The organism is Burkholderia sp. PAMC 28687 (genome assembly GCF_001577465.1).
Classification (GTDB): domain Bacteria; phylum Pseudomonadota; class Gammaproteobacteria; order Burkholderiales; family Burkholderiaceae; genus Caballeronia.
The window spans coordinates 533,868-549,681 of record NZ_CP014506.1 but is presented as its reverse complement, the minus strand read 5'-3'; the positions used below and the strand labels follow the sequence as shown (position 1 = coordinate 549,681).

At 61.3% G+C, this 15,814-nt stretch carries 15 protein-coding genes; 7 read left to right on the top strand and 8 right to left on the bottom strand.

Annotation, left to right across the window (positions count from 1 at the left end; all coding sequences use genetic code 11):
- Nucleotides 1–42: 42 nt before the first annotated feature.
- From AX768_RS17870 to AX768_RS17860, 3 genes are all read left to right on the top strand, one after another.
- On the top strand, nt 43–1,167 hold the full coding sequence (locus AX768_RS17870) for a TcdA/TcdB catalytic glycosyltransferase domain-containing protein (protein ID WP_231941507.1): 1,125 nt from the start codon (nt 43–45) through the stop codon (nt 1,165–1,167).
- 166 nt (nt 1,168–1,333) lie between these two features.
- Nucleotides 1,334–2,851: a flagellar filament capping protein FliD gene (gene fliD, locus AX768_RS17865; protein ID WP_062001452.1), complete on the top strand. Its 1,518-nt coding sequence runs from the start codon at nt 1,334–1,336 to the stop codon at nt 2,849–2,851.
- A 124-nt stretch (nt 2,852–2,975) separates the two neighbouring features.
- Entirely contained in the window at nt 2,976–3,509 is a 534-nt protein-coding gene (locus AX768_RS17860) for a YbaK/EbsC family protein (RefSeq protein WP_062001451.1), read from the top strand.
- A gap of 100 nt (nt 3,510–3,609) precedes the next feature.
- Here AX768_RS17860 and AX768_RS17855 read toward each other — a convergent pair whose 3' ends face one another.
- A complete protein-coding gene (locus tag AX768_RS17855; protein WP_062001450.1) occupies nt 3,610–4,581 on the bottom strand; it encodes a sulfonate ABC transporter substrate-binding protein in 972 nt (323 codons plus the stop codon).
- Here AX768_RS17855 and AX768_RS33270 point away from each other — a divergent pair.
- Together AX768_RS33270 and AX768_RS17845 are read left to right on the top strand one after the other, a co-directional pair.
- On the top strand, nt 4,567–4,851 hold the full coding sequence (locus AX768_RS33270) for a hypothetical protein (RefSeq protein WP_062001449.1): 285 nt from the start codon (nt 4,567–4,569) through the stop codon (nt 4,849–4,851). The two genes, AX768_RS17855 and AX768_RS33270, sit on opposite strands and share 15 nt — an antisense overlap.
- The gene (locus AX768_RS17845; protein ID WP_062001448.1) at nt 4,806–5,627 is read left to right on the top strand and encodes a MetQ/NlpA family ABC transporter substrate-binding protein; all 822 of its coding nucleotides are present in this window, start codon (nt 4,806–4,808) and stop codon (nt 5,625–5,627) included. Before AX768_RS33270 ends, AX768_RS17845 begins: the two co-directional genes overlap by 46 nt.
- Before the next feature lie 12 nt (nt 5,628–5,639).
- Here the strand turns inward: AX768_RS17845 and AX768_RS17840 are convergent, their stop codons facing one another.
- Nucleotides 5,640–6,539: a LysR family transcriptional regulator gene (locus AX768_RS17840; protein ID WP_062001447.1), complete on the bottom strand. Its 900-nt coding sequence runs from the start codon at nt 6,537–6,539 to the stop codon at nt 5,640–5,642.
- A 105-nt stretch (nt 6,540–6,644) separates the two neighbouring features.
- On the opposite strand from AX768_RS17840, the gene AX768_RS17835 reads away from it, so the two are divergent.
- Nucleotides 6,645–7,568, top strand: coding sequence for an NmrA family NAD(P)-binding protein (locus AX768_RS17835; protein WP_062002304.1), 924 nt, complete (start codon nt 6,645–6,647; stop codon nt 7,566–7,568).
- Nucleotides 7,569–7,640: 72 nt separating this feature from the next.
- Here the strand turns inward: AX768_RS17835 and AX768_RS17830 are convergent, their stop codons facing one another.
- Genes AX768_RS17830 through AX768_RS17815 form a run of 4 tightly spaced genes read right to left on the bottom strand, consistent with a single transcriptional unit; the run spans nt 7,641 to nt 11,615 of the window.
- The gene (locus AX768_RS17830; RefSeq protein ID WP_062001446.1) at nt 7,641–8,447 is read right to left on the bottom strand and encodes an ABC transporter permease; all 807 of its coding nucleotides are present in this window, start codon (nt 8,445–8,447) and stop codon (nt 7,641–7,643) included.
- Nucleotides 8,444–9,202: an ABC transporter ATP-binding protein gene (locus tag AX768_RS17825; RefSeq protein WP_062001445.1), complete on the bottom strand. Its 759-nt coding sequence runs from the start codon at nt 9,200–9,202 to the stop codon at nt 8,444–8,446. The genes AX768_RS17830 and AX768_RS17825 overlap by 4 nt, the downstream gene beginning before the upstream one ends.
- Complete coding sequence (locus AX768_RS17820) at nt 9,199–10,503, bottom strand: acyl-CoA thioester hydrolase/BAAT C-terminal domain-containing protein (protein WP_062001444.1); 1,305 nt, start codon at nt 10,501–10,503, stop codon at nt 9,199–9,201. Before AX768_RS17820 ends, AX768_RS17825 begins: the two co-directional genes overlap by 4 nt.
- Nucleotides 10,500–11,615: an ABC transporter substrate-binding protein gene (locus AX768_RS17815; RefSeq protein WP_231941505.1), complete on the bottom strand. Its 1,116-nt coding sequence runs from the start codon at nt 11,613–11,615 to the stop codon at nt 10,500–10,502. The genes AX768_RS17820 and AX768_RS17815 overlap by 4 nt, the downstream gene beginning before the upstream one ends.
- A 209-nt stretch (nt 11,616–11,824) precedes the next feature.
- Here AX768_RS17815 and AX768_RS17810 point away from each other — a divergent pair, with 209 nt between their 5' ends.
- Nucleotides 11,825–12,985: a GDSL-type esterase/lipase family protein gene (locus AX768_RS17810; RefSeq protein ID WP_062001442.1), complete on the top strand. Its 1,161-nt coding sequence runs from the start codon at nt 11,825–11,827 to the stop codon at nt 12,983–12,985.
- A gap of 29 nt (nt 12,986–13,014) precedes the next feature.
- On the opposite strand, the gene AX768_RS17805 is transcribed toward AX768_RS17810, so the two are convergent.
- The gene (locus tag AX768_RS17805; protein WP_062001441.1) at nt 13,015–14,688 is read right to left on the bottom strand and encodes a purple acid phosphatase family protein; all 1,674 of its coding nucleotides are present in this window, start codon (nt 14,686–14,688) and stop codon (nt 13,015–13,017) included.
- A gap of 108 nt (nt 14,689–14,796) precedes the next feature.
- Nucleotides 14,797–15,711, bottom strand: coding sequence for an AraC family transcriptional regulator (locus AX768_RS17800; RefSeq protein WP_062001440.1), 915 nt, complete (start codon nt 15,709–15,711; stop codon nt 14,797–14,799).
- Nucleotides 15,712–15,814: the final 103 nt, after the last annotated feature.

The following is a 15,814-nucleotide window of genomic DNA, read 5'->3' as shown; positions in this document are numbered from 1 at the left end:
TTTTTGCGGTGCCAGCGTAATGGAATATGCCAAGGGGCTTGAGTGTTTCTCCTGAACGACAGACTTCAGGAATCCGACGTGAAAGCCATACCTAAGAAGCTGCATATCATCTGGATCGGTAACGACATCCCGCAACGCAATCGTGACTGCATCGCAAGTTTTCCGGCTAAAAATCCTGACTGGGAAGTCAATCTCTGGATCGATGCAAAACAGTTGCTGACAGGCGAACGGCGCCGCGCTGCGACCGCGCACTACACGGCGCAGAACAACGGCGCGGGCGTGAGCGCGGACCAGTGGAAAACGGTCGCCGAGCACGTGGGAAAAGACGGCGACGATCGTGCCACGATGAAATACCTGCAGGAATTCCTCAACTACCGTGGTGAAGCATTGCAGGGCATGCGCGTGCAGAAGGTCAATTCGATCATGGCCTTCTGCAACAGCAATCGCATCAAGCTGCGGGAGGTGGAGCGCGACCTGAACATGGGCAAGACCGCGCCGATCTACCGCCGGGAGCTGGTCGAACGCGGCGGCAACTTCGGCGCGGCGAGCGACATCCTGAGAATCGAGATCCTGATGCAGTACGGGGGCGTCTATGTCGATACCGACGTCTCCTGCGCAAGTAAGCTTGGATCGATCGTTTGTCACGAGTCGTATCCACGATTCTCGGCCGTCAATTACGCCTGGAAGGACGGCGTCAGCCAAAGCGACTGGGAATCGGACGCATGGTGGGCGCGCAAGGTCGGCGGCCAGACGCCGGCAATCAGCAATTCGGTCATTGCCTCTCACCCGAGGTGCAAGGGGATGAAGACCTACAAAGCCATGATCCAGAGCAATTTCAAATCGCTCAAGAGCGACACGGCGCGGCGCGATCTCTATTTCAACGATGTCCGCAAAAGCACCATTCAGATGACGGGGCCGACCGCGGCCTCGAAAGGATCGGGATTCGCGAAAGCCAAGGAGAAAATGGAGAGCGGTGTTGCCGGAATTACGACGCAGGATGAATTGACGCGAAAACAGGCCGGCGACAACGCTTTCATGCGGGAAAACTGGTACTTCCCGATGTATATGATCGTCGATCGCTATTTCCATGACTGGCTTAGCATCGAATCAATCGAGCGCATGCCTTTGAACGTTAATTATATGAATAAACTAGCAAGTAAACTGTAAGCTGAATTACAATCCGTTACACGATGTTTGACGCGGCCAGAAAGAGTGAATGCCAGCTGTTTTATGCGTCCGTCTGTCGAATTTCACACGTTCGTCATATCAGGCAAGGCCACCAACGCATGGCTCCTGCCTGAATCGCGGCGCGACAAAAATAACGGAGCAATGCATGAGCACGATCTCTTCATCCAGCGTGAATCCGAACAGCGCCGTCCAGCAGGCGGCGCAATCGATCATCAGCGGCTCGACCGGAAGCAAGACCGACGTGAACGCGCTCGTCACTGCTCTCGTCAATGCGAAGGTGGCGGGTCAGACGGCAGCGCTGACCAACAAGACCAAGTCGGACAACACCCAGCTTACGGCGCTTGGTCAGTTGAAGTCGGTAATGTCGCTTTTGCAAAGCTCGATCGCCTCGCTTTCCGACGGCACGACCATGTCCGCATTCACCGCAATCGGCGACGGGAAGGGCATCACCGCCAAAGGCACGAAAGGCGCCGTGGCAGGATCGTATTCCGTCCAGGTATCGAATATCGCGACGTCGCAATCGGTTACGTCGGGCGCGTTCAAGGCGGGCAGCACGCTCGGTGCCGGCACGATGACACTGTCGGTCGGCGGCAAGAGCATGTCCATCAACGTGGATTCGAACAACAACACGCTCGCCGGCATTGCCTCGGCCATCAATTCGGGCAAAGGCAATCCGGGGATCACCGCGGCGATCGTCAATGGCACGGACGGCGCGCACCTGGTGCTGCGGTCATCGTCGACGGGGGTGTCCAACGGGATCAATATTTCGATCGCGGGCGCCGGCCCGGACGATGCGCTGAACGATCTGGCCATGACCTCGGGCACCGTGTCCGCGCCGGCAAACAGCGCGGAAACGGCCGGCAATTACACGGGCTCGGCCACAAGTGTCGCGACCGGCAAGTGGTCGCAAAGCGTCGCGGGCCAGGATGCGAACTTCATGATTGCGGGCACCGCCGGCACGAGCGCGAGCAACACGATCACGACTGCGCTGAGCGGCGTATCCATGACGCTCGATTCAGCCTCGGTCGGCACTACGCAAACGCTGACCGTCGCGCAGGATACGACGGGCCAGGCAACCGCCATCAACGCCTTCGTTACGGCGTACAACAACTACATCGGCACGGTGAAGACGCTGACCTCGTTCGATTCGAGCCAGCCGAAGGGATCGCAAGGCGGCACGCTTCTCGGCGACGCCATGATGAACACCATTCGCAATACGCTTGCCGGCGTGTTGAGCAGCGGCGTCGGCAAAGGGGCATCGTCGATCAACCTTGGGTCCATCGGCATCACGCTCAAGCCGGACGGCACGCTCAAGACCGATGCCGACGCGCTGAACGCCGCGTTGAAGAGCGATCCGACGAAGGTATCGCAGCTTTTCAATTCCACCGATGGCGTCGGCACGCAGATGAACGACAACCTGACGTCGTTCCTGTCGACGGGCGGTATCGTGGAAACACGCTCCAGCGCGCTCACCGCCGACCTCAAGAAGCTGGTCACCAAGCAAACGGCGCTCGACGCACTCACCGCGCAGCTCACGACCGCATACAACGATCAGTTCACGTCGCTCAACACACTGATGGCGAATTCGCAGATGAACGCCAGCTACCTCACCGCGCTGTTTGGCGGCACGAACAGCGCCGGTTCGCTAGCGAACAACAAGTAACTCGCAACGGGTTTTACTGATGGAAGGCCGGCCTCGCGAGCCGGCCGCCGAGCACGCCGCCGCGGTTTGCGCTACGCTTGCGGCCGAATAAGGCTCCTTCCATCACGCGACTTTCGCCACGCAAATGAACCTGTACGAGATCAACGCCACAACCGACGTCATCCCCGCCGATCAACTTGACCAGCACCTTCCGGCGCATGTGGCGGCTGCCATAGAAGGCCGGGACGTGGTCGTGTTCGCCGTCGCCGACGACGCATCGGACACGGCCGATTGCAGCGCGCGCTATGGCATTCCGCTGGAGGATTGCGCGAACACCATCGTGCTTCGATACAAAAAGGACGGCGAAGAGCATTTCGCGGCGGTCGTGACGCTCGGTTCGCATCGGCTGGATGTCAACGGCGCCGTGCGGCAAACGCTCGGTGCGAAAAAGGTCTCGTTCGCGCCGCGCGAAGCGGCCGTCGAGCACAGCGCAATGGAATTCGGCGGCATCACCGCGTTCGGGCTGCCCGCCGGCTGGCGCGTGCTGATCGAGTCCGCTGTCATGGCGCGTGCGCAGATCGTGATGGGCGCCGGTATCCGCACAGCGAAGCTGGTGCTGCCGCCCGCCGTCCTCGCGGCGCTGCCGGGGGCGGAAGTTGCATCGATGACCGTCGCCTGAAGCACGCGCTCATATTCTCATGGCGTTTGCGTAGTTCAGGTTCGGCGCATGCAGGTATAAGTCACTATGACCGACATGAGCGGCCGACGGCGCCAAACGCTCAGGCGAGCGTTCGCGGAGCCGCCGCCGTCACGTCGATTTGCGATGGCAACAGCTTGAGCTTGTAGAACGCGTCCGCAATGCGCTGCTGATTCGCCAGCGCATCGCGGGAAATGGGCTCGGTCCCATATTTGAGCCGCGTGAGCGCCGTGATGACGATGGGTTGCGGGATGCCCCACAAACGCGAAAACTCCGCCGCCGGTTCGCGATTCTCCGATATCCAGTGGTCGATGCCACCAATCTCTTCGACCACGGCGCGCAGCACGTCGTCGTTCTTCTGCACATATGTACGCGACGTGAAATAGAACGCGCGGTTCTGGACCACACCGCTGCCGTCCGCCACGATCCGCGCCTTGCTGGTCGACTGCACGACCGCGAGGAACGGGTCCCATATCACCCATGCATCGACTGCTTTTTGCTCGAAGGCCGCGCGGGCATCGGCGGGAGAAAGAAAGACCGGCGTGATATCGGCGTAGTCGATGTTCGCATTCTCCAGCAATCGCAACAGCAGGAAATGCGCGTTCGATCCCTTGGTCAACGCAATGCGCTTGCCCTTCAACTGCGCAACCGACTTTACCGGCGAGTCCTGCTGCACCACGAGCGCCTCGCTTGCCGGCCGCTGCGCAGTCTGACCGTAGTAGACGAACGGCGCCCCTGCAGCTTGCGCAAAAACGGGCGGCGCTTCCCCCACATCGCCGAAATCGATAGAACCCACGTTCAGCGCTTCGAGTTGCGGCGGCCCGGACGGAAACTCGGTCCATTCGACGCGCACGCCCAGCGGCGTCAGCCGGTGTTCAAGCGTGCCACGGCCTTTGAGGATGCTGAGCAATCCCTTCTGATAACCAATCCGTAACGACCTCGTGGTTTGCGCGGTATTGCCTTGCGCATGAGCAAGCGGCAACGCGCATGAGGCTGCAAGCGTGAGACCACTTGCTACGAAACGACGGCGGCTTGAAGAATGGAAACGATTCACGGATCTGTGGAGACGGTTGCGGGATCGACGCGGGCGGTTGCCGACGCATCGCAAGCATACGGTCGGCTATCCAGCGGGCAAACCAACAAGAAGCGCAATGCTTATTCATTCGTGCCGGATCGACATATCGATATCGAATTTGCTTGGTTCTCAAGCGCCTTTCAAAGGTTTAAGTTGATCGGCGTGTCGCGTCCCTTTCCTCCCTTTTTTCTTGATTCCGAACCATGCCTGATTGGACATTCCTCGCTGCTGCCATCGCGCTCAGCGTGACGCTTGCGTCGCCGGCGAGCCATGCCGCGGAGACGAACGAGTTGCGCATCGGCTTCGTGCCCGGTCCCTATTCCGATGAATTCAAACTCGGCGTTGAACCGGTCTTGCGCCAGAAAGGCTATTCGATCAAGTACGTGGAATTCAGCACGGGACTGGAGGCGAATCAGGCGGTGTATCGTGGAGAGATCGCCGCCGATGTCATGCAGCACGAGGTCTACCTGAAGTCATACAACGATCGCAATGGAACGGATCTGGTCGGCGTCGTGCAAGTCCCGACGCCGCCCATGGGCCTGTATTCCAAGAAGCATCACGCGCTGACCGAAGTGAAAGCGGGCACGACCGTCGCGGTCCCGAACGACCCGGTCAATCTGGAACGCTCGCTGAAGATCCTCCAGCAGATCGGCTGGATCAAGATCAAGCCGAACGCCAATCCGGTGGATGTCACCGAGCGCGATGTGATCGCCAATCCGGCGGGAATCAAGATCGTGCCGCTGGAATCGGCGCAGGCACCACGCGCTCTGGACGATGTGGATTTTGCCGCGATCCAGGGGAATTTCGCGATCTTCAGCGGCTACAAGCTGACCGATGCCCTTGCGCTCGAACAGATGACGCCGCCGTACATCAATCAGGTCGTGGTCAAGGCCGCGAACAAGACTGCTCCGGTGACGCAGGCGATTGTCAGTGCGTACCAGTCGCCATCATTTCAGCAAGCGATCGTGAACAACCATTTCTACGATGGCTTCCGCTTGCCCGAGTATTTCGCGCGCAAGCAATAGCTTGACTCTAGGTCAGGAGCCGCTTGCCGGACGTTGCGACAGATGCTCGCGCAACGATTCGATGAACACGCGGCTCTTGGCGGAAAGACTACGCCGGCTCGTGTAGACCACGTGCACATCGACCGCGTCCGAGACGAGCCTGGGCAGTAGCCGGACAAGCTCGCCGCAAGCAACGGCCGGCGCTGCAAGAAAGTCCGGAAGCCGGCCGACGCCACCTCCATCGATCACGACGGACTGCAGGACGGTCGGCTCGGGAATCACCGTCCCGGGCAACACTTCGAGATCCTGCTCTTCGCCGCTTTCCGTCCTATATCGCCAGCGGGAAATCCGGTTCTCACGGCTCAACAAAGTGTGTCCGGCAAGGTCCTTGACCAAACGCGGCACGCCATGCTTTTCAAGGTAAGCCGGGCTTGCGCAGGTCCACAGTGCAATCGTCGTGAGACGTTGAGCTACGAGATCCGAATCAGGCAGCGCGCCGATGCGGATCGCCACGTCGACCTCCTCGGCCGCGACATCGATGACCTTGTTATCGATATCGAGCACCAACTGGACCTCCGGATAGCGCCGCGTGAACGCCGCCAGCATGGGAGCAAGCAGCCCCACCGCGAACGTGTAAGGCGCGTTGACCTTCAATTTCCCGCGCGGCACCTCGCCGAAGCCGTCCACCGCCGCCTGCGCTTCTTCTGCGGACGCCAACAGCAATTTTGCGTGCGGATACAGGGTTGTTCCGGCATCGGTCAGCCGTATGTAACGCATGCCGCGATCGATCAACAACGCGCCGACTTCGCCTTCGAGCCGTGCAAGCGCGCGGCTGATCGACGACTTGGGCTGCTCCAGTGATCGGGCTGTCGCCGAGATGCTTTTCAGTTCGGCAATGCGCAGGAAAACACGTAGATCAGCAAGTTCCATCATTAGACTGTTCCATTTTGGGAACGATACGTTCCGATCATGCCGCTATGGAAGCGTTTGTGCAACGCGTATCGTGAATGTTCATTCACGGACAACAGGCAAAACATCATGGGCAAGATCATTACGGTAGCGGGGGCGACCGGGAACATCGGCACGCGTCTGGTGCGCGCGCTTGCAGGTCAGGGAGCAACCGTGCGGACGCTTGTTCGGGAATCGACGAAAGCCGAAGCGCGCACCGAACTCGAACGGCTCGGCGCGCAAATCGTCCCGGTCGACATGAACAACGCCGCAGTACTTGCTGCGTCGCTGGAGGGATCGGAGGGCGTGGTGTCGACGCTGTCCGGCTTGCGCGACGTTATCGTCGATATGCAATCGAAACTGCTGGATGCAGCGGTCGCAGCCAAGGTGCCGCGTTTTATTGCGTCTGACTTTGCGTGCGACTTCACGCGTCTTGACGACGGGGAAAACCGCAACTTCGATCTGCGGCGCGAATTCAACCAGCGGCTCGACAAAGCACCGGTAGCCGGAACATCGATCTTCAATGGCGGCTTTGCCGACATGCTGCTGTCAGGACACGGACCTTTCTTCGATATCGCCAACCGGCGAGTTCAATACTGGGAATCACCGGACCAGGCGATGGACTTCACCACGATGGACAATGTCGCTCATTACACCGCGCTGGCCGCGCTGGATCCGTCGGCGCCGCGTGCATTGAGGATCGCTGGAGACGTAGTCAGCGCCCGCGACATGGCGGCATTTGCCACGGAGATATCGGGTGTTGAATTCAGCCTGTTCCGGCTTGGAACGGCGGACGAACTGGCACGGAGGATCCGCGACGCACGTGCCGCCGATCCGGAAAGCGAGAACGAGGTCTTCCCGGTTTTCCAGCAGATGCAGTACATGCACAACATGTTCAGCGGGCGAGCGAAGATGCTCCATCTGGACAATGTGCGTTATGCATCAATGCGATGGACGACACTGCGGGATTTGCTGGCCGAGAGCGATGGGCTGAAGGGTTTGTCCGGGCGCTGAAGCGTCATGTCAGTTTCGAGCCGGGCAAGTCGCCGCCCGGCTTGGCCGACATCGCCGGCTGCCTTCAAGGATTCAACTCCCGCCCACATCGGCGACCGTTCGCGTGACCTGCTGCTCCCAGAACACCACGCGCCGCTGCACCACGCGCACGACCTGTGCGCCGCACACACCGATCACGGCAAGCAACACGACGCCCGCGAACATCGTCGCCACGCTCATGTTCACCGACGCCGAGCTGATCAGATAACCCAGCCCGCGTTGCGACGAAAGAAACTCGCCGACGACCGCGCCAATCAACGCAAGCGAAATCCCGATCTGCAAGCCGCTGAATATCTCCGATGCCGCCGAAGGCAACTTCACGTGCAGGAACAGATACGCGCGTGATGCAGAAAACGCGCGGCAGGCATCGAGCAGATCCGGATCCGCGCGCCGCAACCCGTTGACCGTGTTGATGAACAACGGGAAAAAGCACACCAGCACCACCAGCACGATCTTCGATGCACTCCCGTATCCGCACCAGACCAGGATGATCGGGCCGAGTGCGACCTTGGGCATCGCCTGCAGGCCGGCCAGAAGCGGAAACACGAAACGCTCGAACAAACGCGACTCGGCGAGCATCGCGCCGAGCAGCACCGCGAGCACCGAGCCAATCGCATAACCCGCCAGTGTTTCGAACAAGGTCGCGCCGATGTGCGGCCACAACGTGCCATCGGCGAAACCGCCGGCGAGCGCATTGAAGACCTGCATCGGCGCGGGCAGCACGTAGTCGGGAATGGCCAGGAGCCTGACCGCCGCCTGCCACGCGGCGATCACCACGATCAGGCTCACCAGCGGATAAACAAAGGCCGGTACCGTCCAGTTTGCGCGTCGGGTGGTCATTGGAAATGTCCCCTCAGGTAACGGCAGGCATCCACGAACGCGGCGCTCGCCATTGTGTCGGCGGTGCGCGGGCGATCGAGCGGAACTGCAAAGTCATCGATGATGCGGCCCGGCCGCGCAGACATCACGACCACGCGGTCGGCCAGGAAAACCGCTTCTGGAATGCTATGCGTGATGAACAGCACCGACTTGCGTTGCGCAAGCCAGATGCGCTGCAATTCAAGCGTGAGCGATTCGCGTGTCATTGCATCGAGTGCGGCGAACGGCTCGTCCATCAGCAGCAGTTCGGGATCGTGCAACAGCATTCGCGCGAGGCCGACGCGCTGCTGCATCCCGCCCGACAACTCCGATGGATAGTTGTCCGCGAACGCGGCAAGCCCGACGAGTTCGAGCAGATCCCGCGCGCGGGTCAATGCGGGCGCTTTCGGCAAACGCAGCGTCTGCGCGGGCAGCATGACGTTACTGAGGACTGTTTTCCACGGCAGCAGGTTCGGCTTCTGGAACGCGACGCCCACATCGCGCCCGGGCCGGTCGAGCTGTTTTCCACCGATGCTCGCGCGGCCTTCCGTCGGCGAGATCAAGCCCGCAGCGACCTTGAGCAACGTGGACTTCCCGCAGCCGGATGGCCCGAGCAGCGCCACGAACTCGCCTTCTTCAATGCGCAAATCGATGTCGCGCAATGCATCGATTACGCCGCTGCGTGTCTGATATCGAACCGAGATCCGTTCTGCGGTGAACGCGGCGGTCGCGCTCATTCCGGATGGCTCGTCAAACACCTCGTTTCGATAAACCGCAACACTCGCGGCCATGAAGCTTCGTTTGCGTGAGCATTGGCCGAGGCCGATCCACCCGCGGTGATGCGTACGCCGGCGACCGGATGCGGCCGCGCGACGAGCGTAGCCGGCACGTGCGGAAACAGGATCGAATGACCGGCGCCCTCATACCGCAGATGCTCGACAGAATGCGCGAAACCGCGCTGCTTTAGATCATCGACGATCATGTCGGCGTATCGGCTCGATGGCCAGAAGCCGTCATCCGTACCCGAGATGAGAAGGATCGGCCCGGCAATGCGCTCGACTTCGATACGCGATCGCGCGACCGCATCCGCGTCCTCAAGAGCCGATACGAACGCGGGCGCCTGACGGATCGGTTCGCCGGGCGCGGGCGGATGCCTGAACGCACTCCAGTCGGCGTAGCGGTTGTCGTCCCAGACGTGCGGCAGCGCTTTGCCGCCGAGCGTCCATGCAACCGAATCAGGCGCTTCGCCCACGGCGCCCGCACGCAACGTGCCGTGCAACACCGCGCTCGGCACATAGCCAATCACCGCCGAGACAAGGTCCGGATATGTCGCGCCAAGCAACAACGCGAGCTCGCCGCCGCGCGACTGCCCGGCAATCGCCACGAAGCCGTTCCTGGGCTGCACGGCCTGCCGCAGCCAGCCGAGCGCACGCGCAAAATATTCGAGCGGCGTGCGCGAAATGGCCGGCGGTAAACCCGGCGCCTTGAAGTAGCCGAGCGCGAAGGCCGCGATGCCATGCGCCGCGTACAGCGCCGCTCGCGGCTCATTGATGCCGCCACCCGAACCGTTCAGCACGATCACGGCCGGATGCGGGCCAGGCGTTCCCGGAATAAACAACGTACCCACGATGCCCTGCTCGCGAACCTCCCGGCGGGTCACGCCATCGGCGAGGAATTGTTGGGTGAACGAGGCATGCGCCGTAGCGCCACGCGTATCGCGGGCTTCGATCTCGACCTGCAGCGGCTCGATACTATCAACGCCGGGTACTTCCTTCACGCAACGCATCGACCACACGATACCCATTGCCTGCGCGCCACTCCCGGCGTAATCCCCCGAGACCGGCACCGCGGTGCGCAGATCGATGCATCCGGTTTCATCGGCGATAAAGCGGTTGATGCTCTCCCATTCGCTGCCGTCGTGCTGTATTTGCCGCGCGATAGCATCGACCTCCGCGTTCGGCGTGAAGCCCGACAACACAATGTCTCTCGCGACATCGATCAACGCCGTCTGCGGCGTTACATCAATACGCGCGCTCATTGTTGCCTCGCGCGTTCGCGAAGCGCGGCTTCATCGAAGCGGCTGAACTCGGGCACGAACTGGTTCGAGAAGATTTGATCGATGGGAACATCGCCCTTTGGAAATTCCCCGACTTTCTGCATCTCCGCCAGATTCGCACGCACGGCTGGCAGGTTGTACGCGCCCGCTTGCCGCGGCTTGCCGTCGGATGTCAGCAGGACACGGTCGAGCCTGCGCTTGACCAGTTCGACCGCTTCACGCAGGTTCTTCGTTTCATCGCCTTGCGGTTTCGATTCCGGATGCTCGGCCCAGAACGCATTGACGCAAAACGCCGGGTTCGCCTGGCACACGATCTGCGCCTTCGTATAGGCACGCCCGAATCGCACAATGAGATCCGGATGTTCGTTAAAGGTATCCCGATGCGCGATAAAACCGTTGCCCGCGGTTTCATCGAACACGGACGGGTAGCGGATGCGGCGGATTGGCGTGCCCGAAAGTTCGAGCATGTCGTCCCAACTGCTGTTGAAATTGAGGGCATCGACGGCGCCTGTTTTCAGCGCATGAAAGCCCGCGCCGAGCGCGCCCACCGCCACATACTCGACGTTCGTTCCAGGCTTGAGTCCCGCTTCGCGCAACGCCGCGCGGCTGCCTGGAATCGTGCCCCAGCTCAGCGCGCCGACGCCGATCTTCTTGTCCTTCAGATCGCCAAGGGTCTTCACCGGCGACGATGCAAGCACCGCGAACTCCATCGTGTTGGCCGGCACGCCGTTATAGAAATAGCGCACGGGCACAGGCGTGCCGCCGTTCAGATAACTCGATAGAACTGGCTCCGCCGTCGGATAACCGAATGTGATGCGCTTGCTCGCCACTTGCGGAATCAGCGCGCCCGCACCCTGGAAAATGATGAGTTTGACATCGAGCCCTTCTTCCTTGAAGAGCCCGAGCTTGTCGGCTGCGGCATATGGTGCGCCGTCGTGTACGGCTGGCGGGATCGCGAGACCGACGGTGACGGCATCGAGCGCGTGGGCGTTCAATGCGCCAAAGAAGGCGCCCGCAAGCAGCATGGAAGTGACAATGCGCTTGAGCAAGATAGCCCGGATGTTTTTCGTAACGTGTTGTTGTGAGCTGCTCACGTGCTCTCCTTGCAAAACCAACGGACTATCGTAGGCGTTCCTTAAGGAATATATAACGAACAAAAGACGCAATAGATTTGCTGCAAGTTGCTAGCGTGAGCGGCTCAATGGAACGCAGGCGGGATGTCGCGCAAGCAGAGCGCCTGAAGGGAAGGCGCGATGACACCCCAGCTTGCTAAGATGGCGGCTCTTTTTGCCATTTGAACAACATGGTCACCACGCCCATCACCCCGGCGCTGTTACGCGGCGCTCTCGAATACGAACACACCGGACGGGGCGTGATGCCGCATCGCCTGCCTGAGCGTGCGCGTGTTCAATGCGCCGATCCTCAACTGACGATGGCCGAAGCGCAGCCCTCGGGCGTACGGCTGATATTCCGCACGCACGCGACGAATATCGAACTCGATGTCCTGCCTACCCGTTATTTGTACGCCGGCGCCCCGCCACGGCCGGCGGGCGTGTACGACCTGCTTGTCGATGGCAAGCTCCTGCGCCAAAGCAGCGCATTCGGTGGCGACATCGTGAAGATCGACATGGCGACTGGCACGGCATCGAAGCAATCGGGTCCGGTCGCCACTCTCCGGTTCAACGACCTCCCTGCTCACGACAAGACAATCGCAATCTGGCTGCCGTACAACGAAATCACTGAGCTGATCTCGCTGCGTACCGACGCGAAAATCCACCACACCGCCAATATTGGACGAAAGGTCTGGCTCCATCATGGAAGCTCGATCAGCCATGGTTCGAACGGCGACAGCCCCACCTCGACATGGCCTGCGCTCGCCGCCTCCCTCGGCGGCGTGGAGCTGATCAATCTTGGCTTCAGCGGCAGCGCATTACTCGACCCGTTCACCGCGCGAGCGATGCGCGACACACCCGCCGATCTGATCAGCCTGAAAATCGGCATCAACCTGGTCAACACCGACCTGATGCGCCTGCGCGCGTTCACGCCGGCGGTGCACGGCTTTATCGATACGATCCGCGATGGTCATCCGGCCACGCCGCTGCTGATCATCTCGCCGATCCACTGCCCGATACACGAGGACACGCCCGGCCCTGGCGCGTTCGATCTCACCGCGCTTGCAGGCGGCAAGGTTTCGTATCGCGCGACGGGCGACCCTGCCGAGCGCACGTCCGGGAAACTGACGCTGACCGTCATCCGCGATGAACTGCGGCGCATCGCAGAGCAGCGCGCCGCCAATGACCCCCATCTTCATTATCTCGATGGACTCGCGCTCTACGGTCAAGCCGATTTCGCCGAGCTGCCGCTGCCGGATCAACTGCATCCGGATGGCCGCACGCATCGGCGCATGGGCGAACGGTTTGCAAAGCTCGCCTTCGGGCGTGATGGTTTGTTTGGCATCGAGTAAACGACGCCACACGCCTCCGCGCTTGCGGTTTAACTACGCCGTTTCTTCGACAACACGATGGTCTCGAAGAGCTCATAGTCCGCGGTCGGCGTCTGGTCGGCGCCGGGCGCGTGATAGTAGTTCATCGTGATCGTCGTATTGCCATGCCGTGTGCCGGGATCGTGATCGAATACCGCGATGCCGTAGCCCGTTCCCGTATCGCGCTGAGCCGACCAGATTGCGTCTTCCAGTGCATCGGCCGGGCGGCGCAAGAACGTATCGGCCGACGTGCCGGGTATGGGGCGATTCGGCTTGGTGAAGATTTGCGCCTGCGGGTTGCCCGTGCCGGCATCGAGCCCGTAGACATCGAGCGGCGCGCTCGTGCCGCCGCCACCGAGAATCAGGTGAACAGTACCGTGCGATGTATCGATAGGTTCGTTCGCGCGGCGAGCCGTCGCGACGGGTTTCGGCTGCAGCGTATCGACGCGCTCGCCGGTGACCGCATCGAATCCTGCATGGTGATTGCAACCGCGCACCGGATGGCTGCGCTCGTAGTCGTGATCGTGGCCGCACAGCACGAGGTCGACGCCGTATTGATCGAAGAGCGGCAGCCATGCTTCCCGGATGCCTTTGTCCGACCCGTTGCCCGTCTTCGATGAACTCAGCGCATCCTGATGCATCTGCACGATGATCCAGTCGATGTCGTCGTCATCGGCCGCATGGCGCAAGGTCTTTTCGAGCCAGCGCGTCTGCTCACCCTTGCTGTAGCCGCGTATGTAGAACGAGGTGCCGGGTTCGACTGGCGGATTGCCGGTGCTCGCGGCCGGCACCAGCGGATTGGGCCCGGCCACGAAAGCCGCGGCGTCCTGATAGACGACATCGTCTGCATCCAGCGATACAAACAGGATCGAACTCACACGAAAGCTGTACCAGCGGCCGCGAAAACGCGTGCCGTTGTCGGGCAGTGTGTAACGTGTGAGATACGAATCGAAGCCCTGCTCGCCGTTGTGGAACTCGACCTCATGGTTGCCCGGACATGGCATCCACGGCCGATTGGCCGCCGACGTCTGCGCGTTGTTGCCGAAATCTCGCCACACTTCCGGTTGATGCGCCGGGTTGAGGTTGGCGTAGCAAAGATCGCCGTTGAGCAGATGAAACAACGGCTGGAAGCGCTCGACGGCTTGCACGGCAAAACGGCTTTGCGGCGATGACAGCACCCAGCCGGTATTGGGCGTCGCGAGGTCGCCGTAGCTCGTGAAGCGAAACGGCGCACGGCCGCGCGGCGCGGTCCGGAACGAGGCGCTGAACGGCTGCCCGGTGTTGCTGTCGTTATCGGCGGTGACTTCGTACTGGTATTCGGTATGCGGCTCCAGGCCGTGAATTACCGCGTGGTAGGTGCAGACAATCTCGCCGTTCAAGCCGTCGGTATAAGTGCGCTGCACGCCGTGCACGACCCTCGCGTGACCATTGCCCGCCGTGCTCACGCGAACGCGCGGATTGGCGGCCGGCGCGAGCGATGCCCAGCTCACGACCACTTCCTTCGATGGATCGTCGCCCCAGGTCAAATGAATCTGCTCGGGTGTGCCATCGGGCGCGGTATCGGCGGCACGCGCTGCGCCGGTCATGGTGGTCGCGGCGCTCGCCAGCGACGACGCGCCGGCAAGCTTGAGGAAGTTGCGTCTCGATACGGTGGCAACGGGATCGGTTCTGGTCTTGTTCGGCATGTCAGGGTCTCGCTCCGGGGATTTTATGGGCCGACAACTGAATCCATTATTGCGAGCGGTATTACCCCGTCATGACATTCGCCATACTTTCCGGGATGGCGAAGCCGATCAACCCGCCGCCGCCCTCAGCGTGACCACGTCACGCCGCGGCGGTGCGCCAAACATGCGCGCATATTCGCGGCTGAATTGCGATGCGCTTTCGTAGCCGACCTGGAACGCAGCCGTCTCTGCATTGGCCGCGTCCGTCAGCATAAGCCGCCGCGCTTCGAGCAGGCGCAACTGCTTCTGGTACTGCAGGGGCGTCATCGATGTCAGCGTCTTGAATTGCCGATGAAACGACGACGGACTCATCTGCGCCTGCAGCGCGAGCTCCTTGATGCGCACCGCTTCAGCAAAACGGTTGCGCAACGAGTGGATCACGCTGATGACACGGTGTGCGTGACTGCTGCCGAGCACGATCGCCGCGACATCGGCGGCACGCGGGCCCGTGAGCAGCCAGTAACAGATTTCACGCATGATCGATGGATAAAGCATCGGGATGGCTTGCGGCGTGCCGATCAGGCGCATCAGACGCAATGCGCAATCAGCGAGCGGCCCGTCGAAGTCGGTGACAAAGACGCCGTGCGCCGATTCGCCGTTCGCACCGGCCTCCGGATGGATCGCGCCTTCGGTCGTGGCCAGCCCTTCGAACACATCGCGCATCACGGCCAGGTCGAATTCGACCACGATGCCAAGAAACGGCTCCGTTCTGCTCGCTTCGACCACGCGCCCGACCGCTGGCATCTCGACGCTGACGACCAGCGCCTGACCGGCATGATAATGGAACCGCTGATTGCCGAAGATCGTCCATTTCGTGCCCTGCACGACGATGCACAACGCCGGCTTGAAAATGAGGTGCGACGGCTGCTTTTCGCGATTCGAGCGCAGGATCATCACGCCCTTCACGGGCGTCAGGTAGGGGCCGTCACCGGGCTGGGCGTCGGTGTAACGGGTGACGGCTTCAAGCAGGGCATCGTTGGACATGGGCGGAAATCTTTGGGCGCTGGAACCACGATCATATAGGCGTTTCGAGAAGAAAACGCGCGACAGGATCAGGCAAGAAGTGTCCAGGTTCGGGCATTCTGAT

What these genes read in the sequence shown, in the direction of transcription:
- AX768_RS17820 (WP_062001444.1), bottom strand. Translation starts at nt 10,503, where the DNA reads ATGAGCGCGCGTATTGATGTAACGCCGCAGACGGCGTTGATCGATGTC.
- AX768_RS17845 (WP_062001448.1), top strand. Translation starts at nt 4,806, where the DNA reads ATGCCTGATTGGACATTCCTCGCTGCTGCCATCGCGCTCAGCGTGACG.
- AX768_RS33270 (WP_062001449.1), top strand. Translation starts at nt 4,567, where the DNA reads ATGGAAACGATTCACGGATCTGTGGAGACGGTTGCGGGATCGACGCGG.
- AX768_RS17860 (WP_062001451.1), top strand. Translation starts at nt 2,976, where the DNA reads ATGAACCTGTACGAGATCAACGCCACAACCGACGTCATCCCCGCCGAT.
- fliD (WP_062001452.1), top strand. Translation starts at nt 1,334, where the DNA reads ATGAGCACGATCTCTTCATCCAGCGTGAATCCGAACAGCGCCGTCCAG.
- AX768_RS17825 (WP_062001445.1), bottom strand. Translation starts at nt 9,202, where the DNA reads ATGAGCGCGACCGCCGCGTTCACCGCAGAACGGATCTCGGTTCGATAT.
- AX768_RS17800 (WP_062001440.1), bottom strand. Translation starts at nt 15,711, where the DNA reads ATGTCCAACGATGCCCTGCTTGAAGCCGTCACCCGTTACACCGACGCC.
- AX768_RS17830 (WP_062001446.1), bottom strand. Translation starts at nt 8,447, where the DNA reads ATGACCACCCGACGCGCAAACTGGACGGTACCGGCCTTTGTTTATCCG.
- AX768_RS17805 (WP_062001441.1), bottom strand. Translation starts at nt 14,688, where the DNA reads ATGCCGAACAAGACCAGAACCGATCCCGTTGCCACCGTATCGAGACGC.
- AX768_RS17810 (WP_062001442.1), top strand. Translation starts at nt 11,825, where the DNA reads ATGGTCACCACGCCCATCACCCCGGCGCTGTTACGCGGCGCTCTCGAA.
- AX768_RS17835 (WP_062002304.1), top strand. Translation starts at nt 6,645, where the DNA reads ATGGGCAAGATCATTACGGTAGCGGGGGCGACCGGGAACATCGGCACG.
- AX768_RS17840 (WP_062001447.1), bottom strand. Translation starts at nt 6,539, where the DNA reads ATGATGGAACTTGCTGATCTACGTGTTTTCCTGCGCATTGCCGAACTG.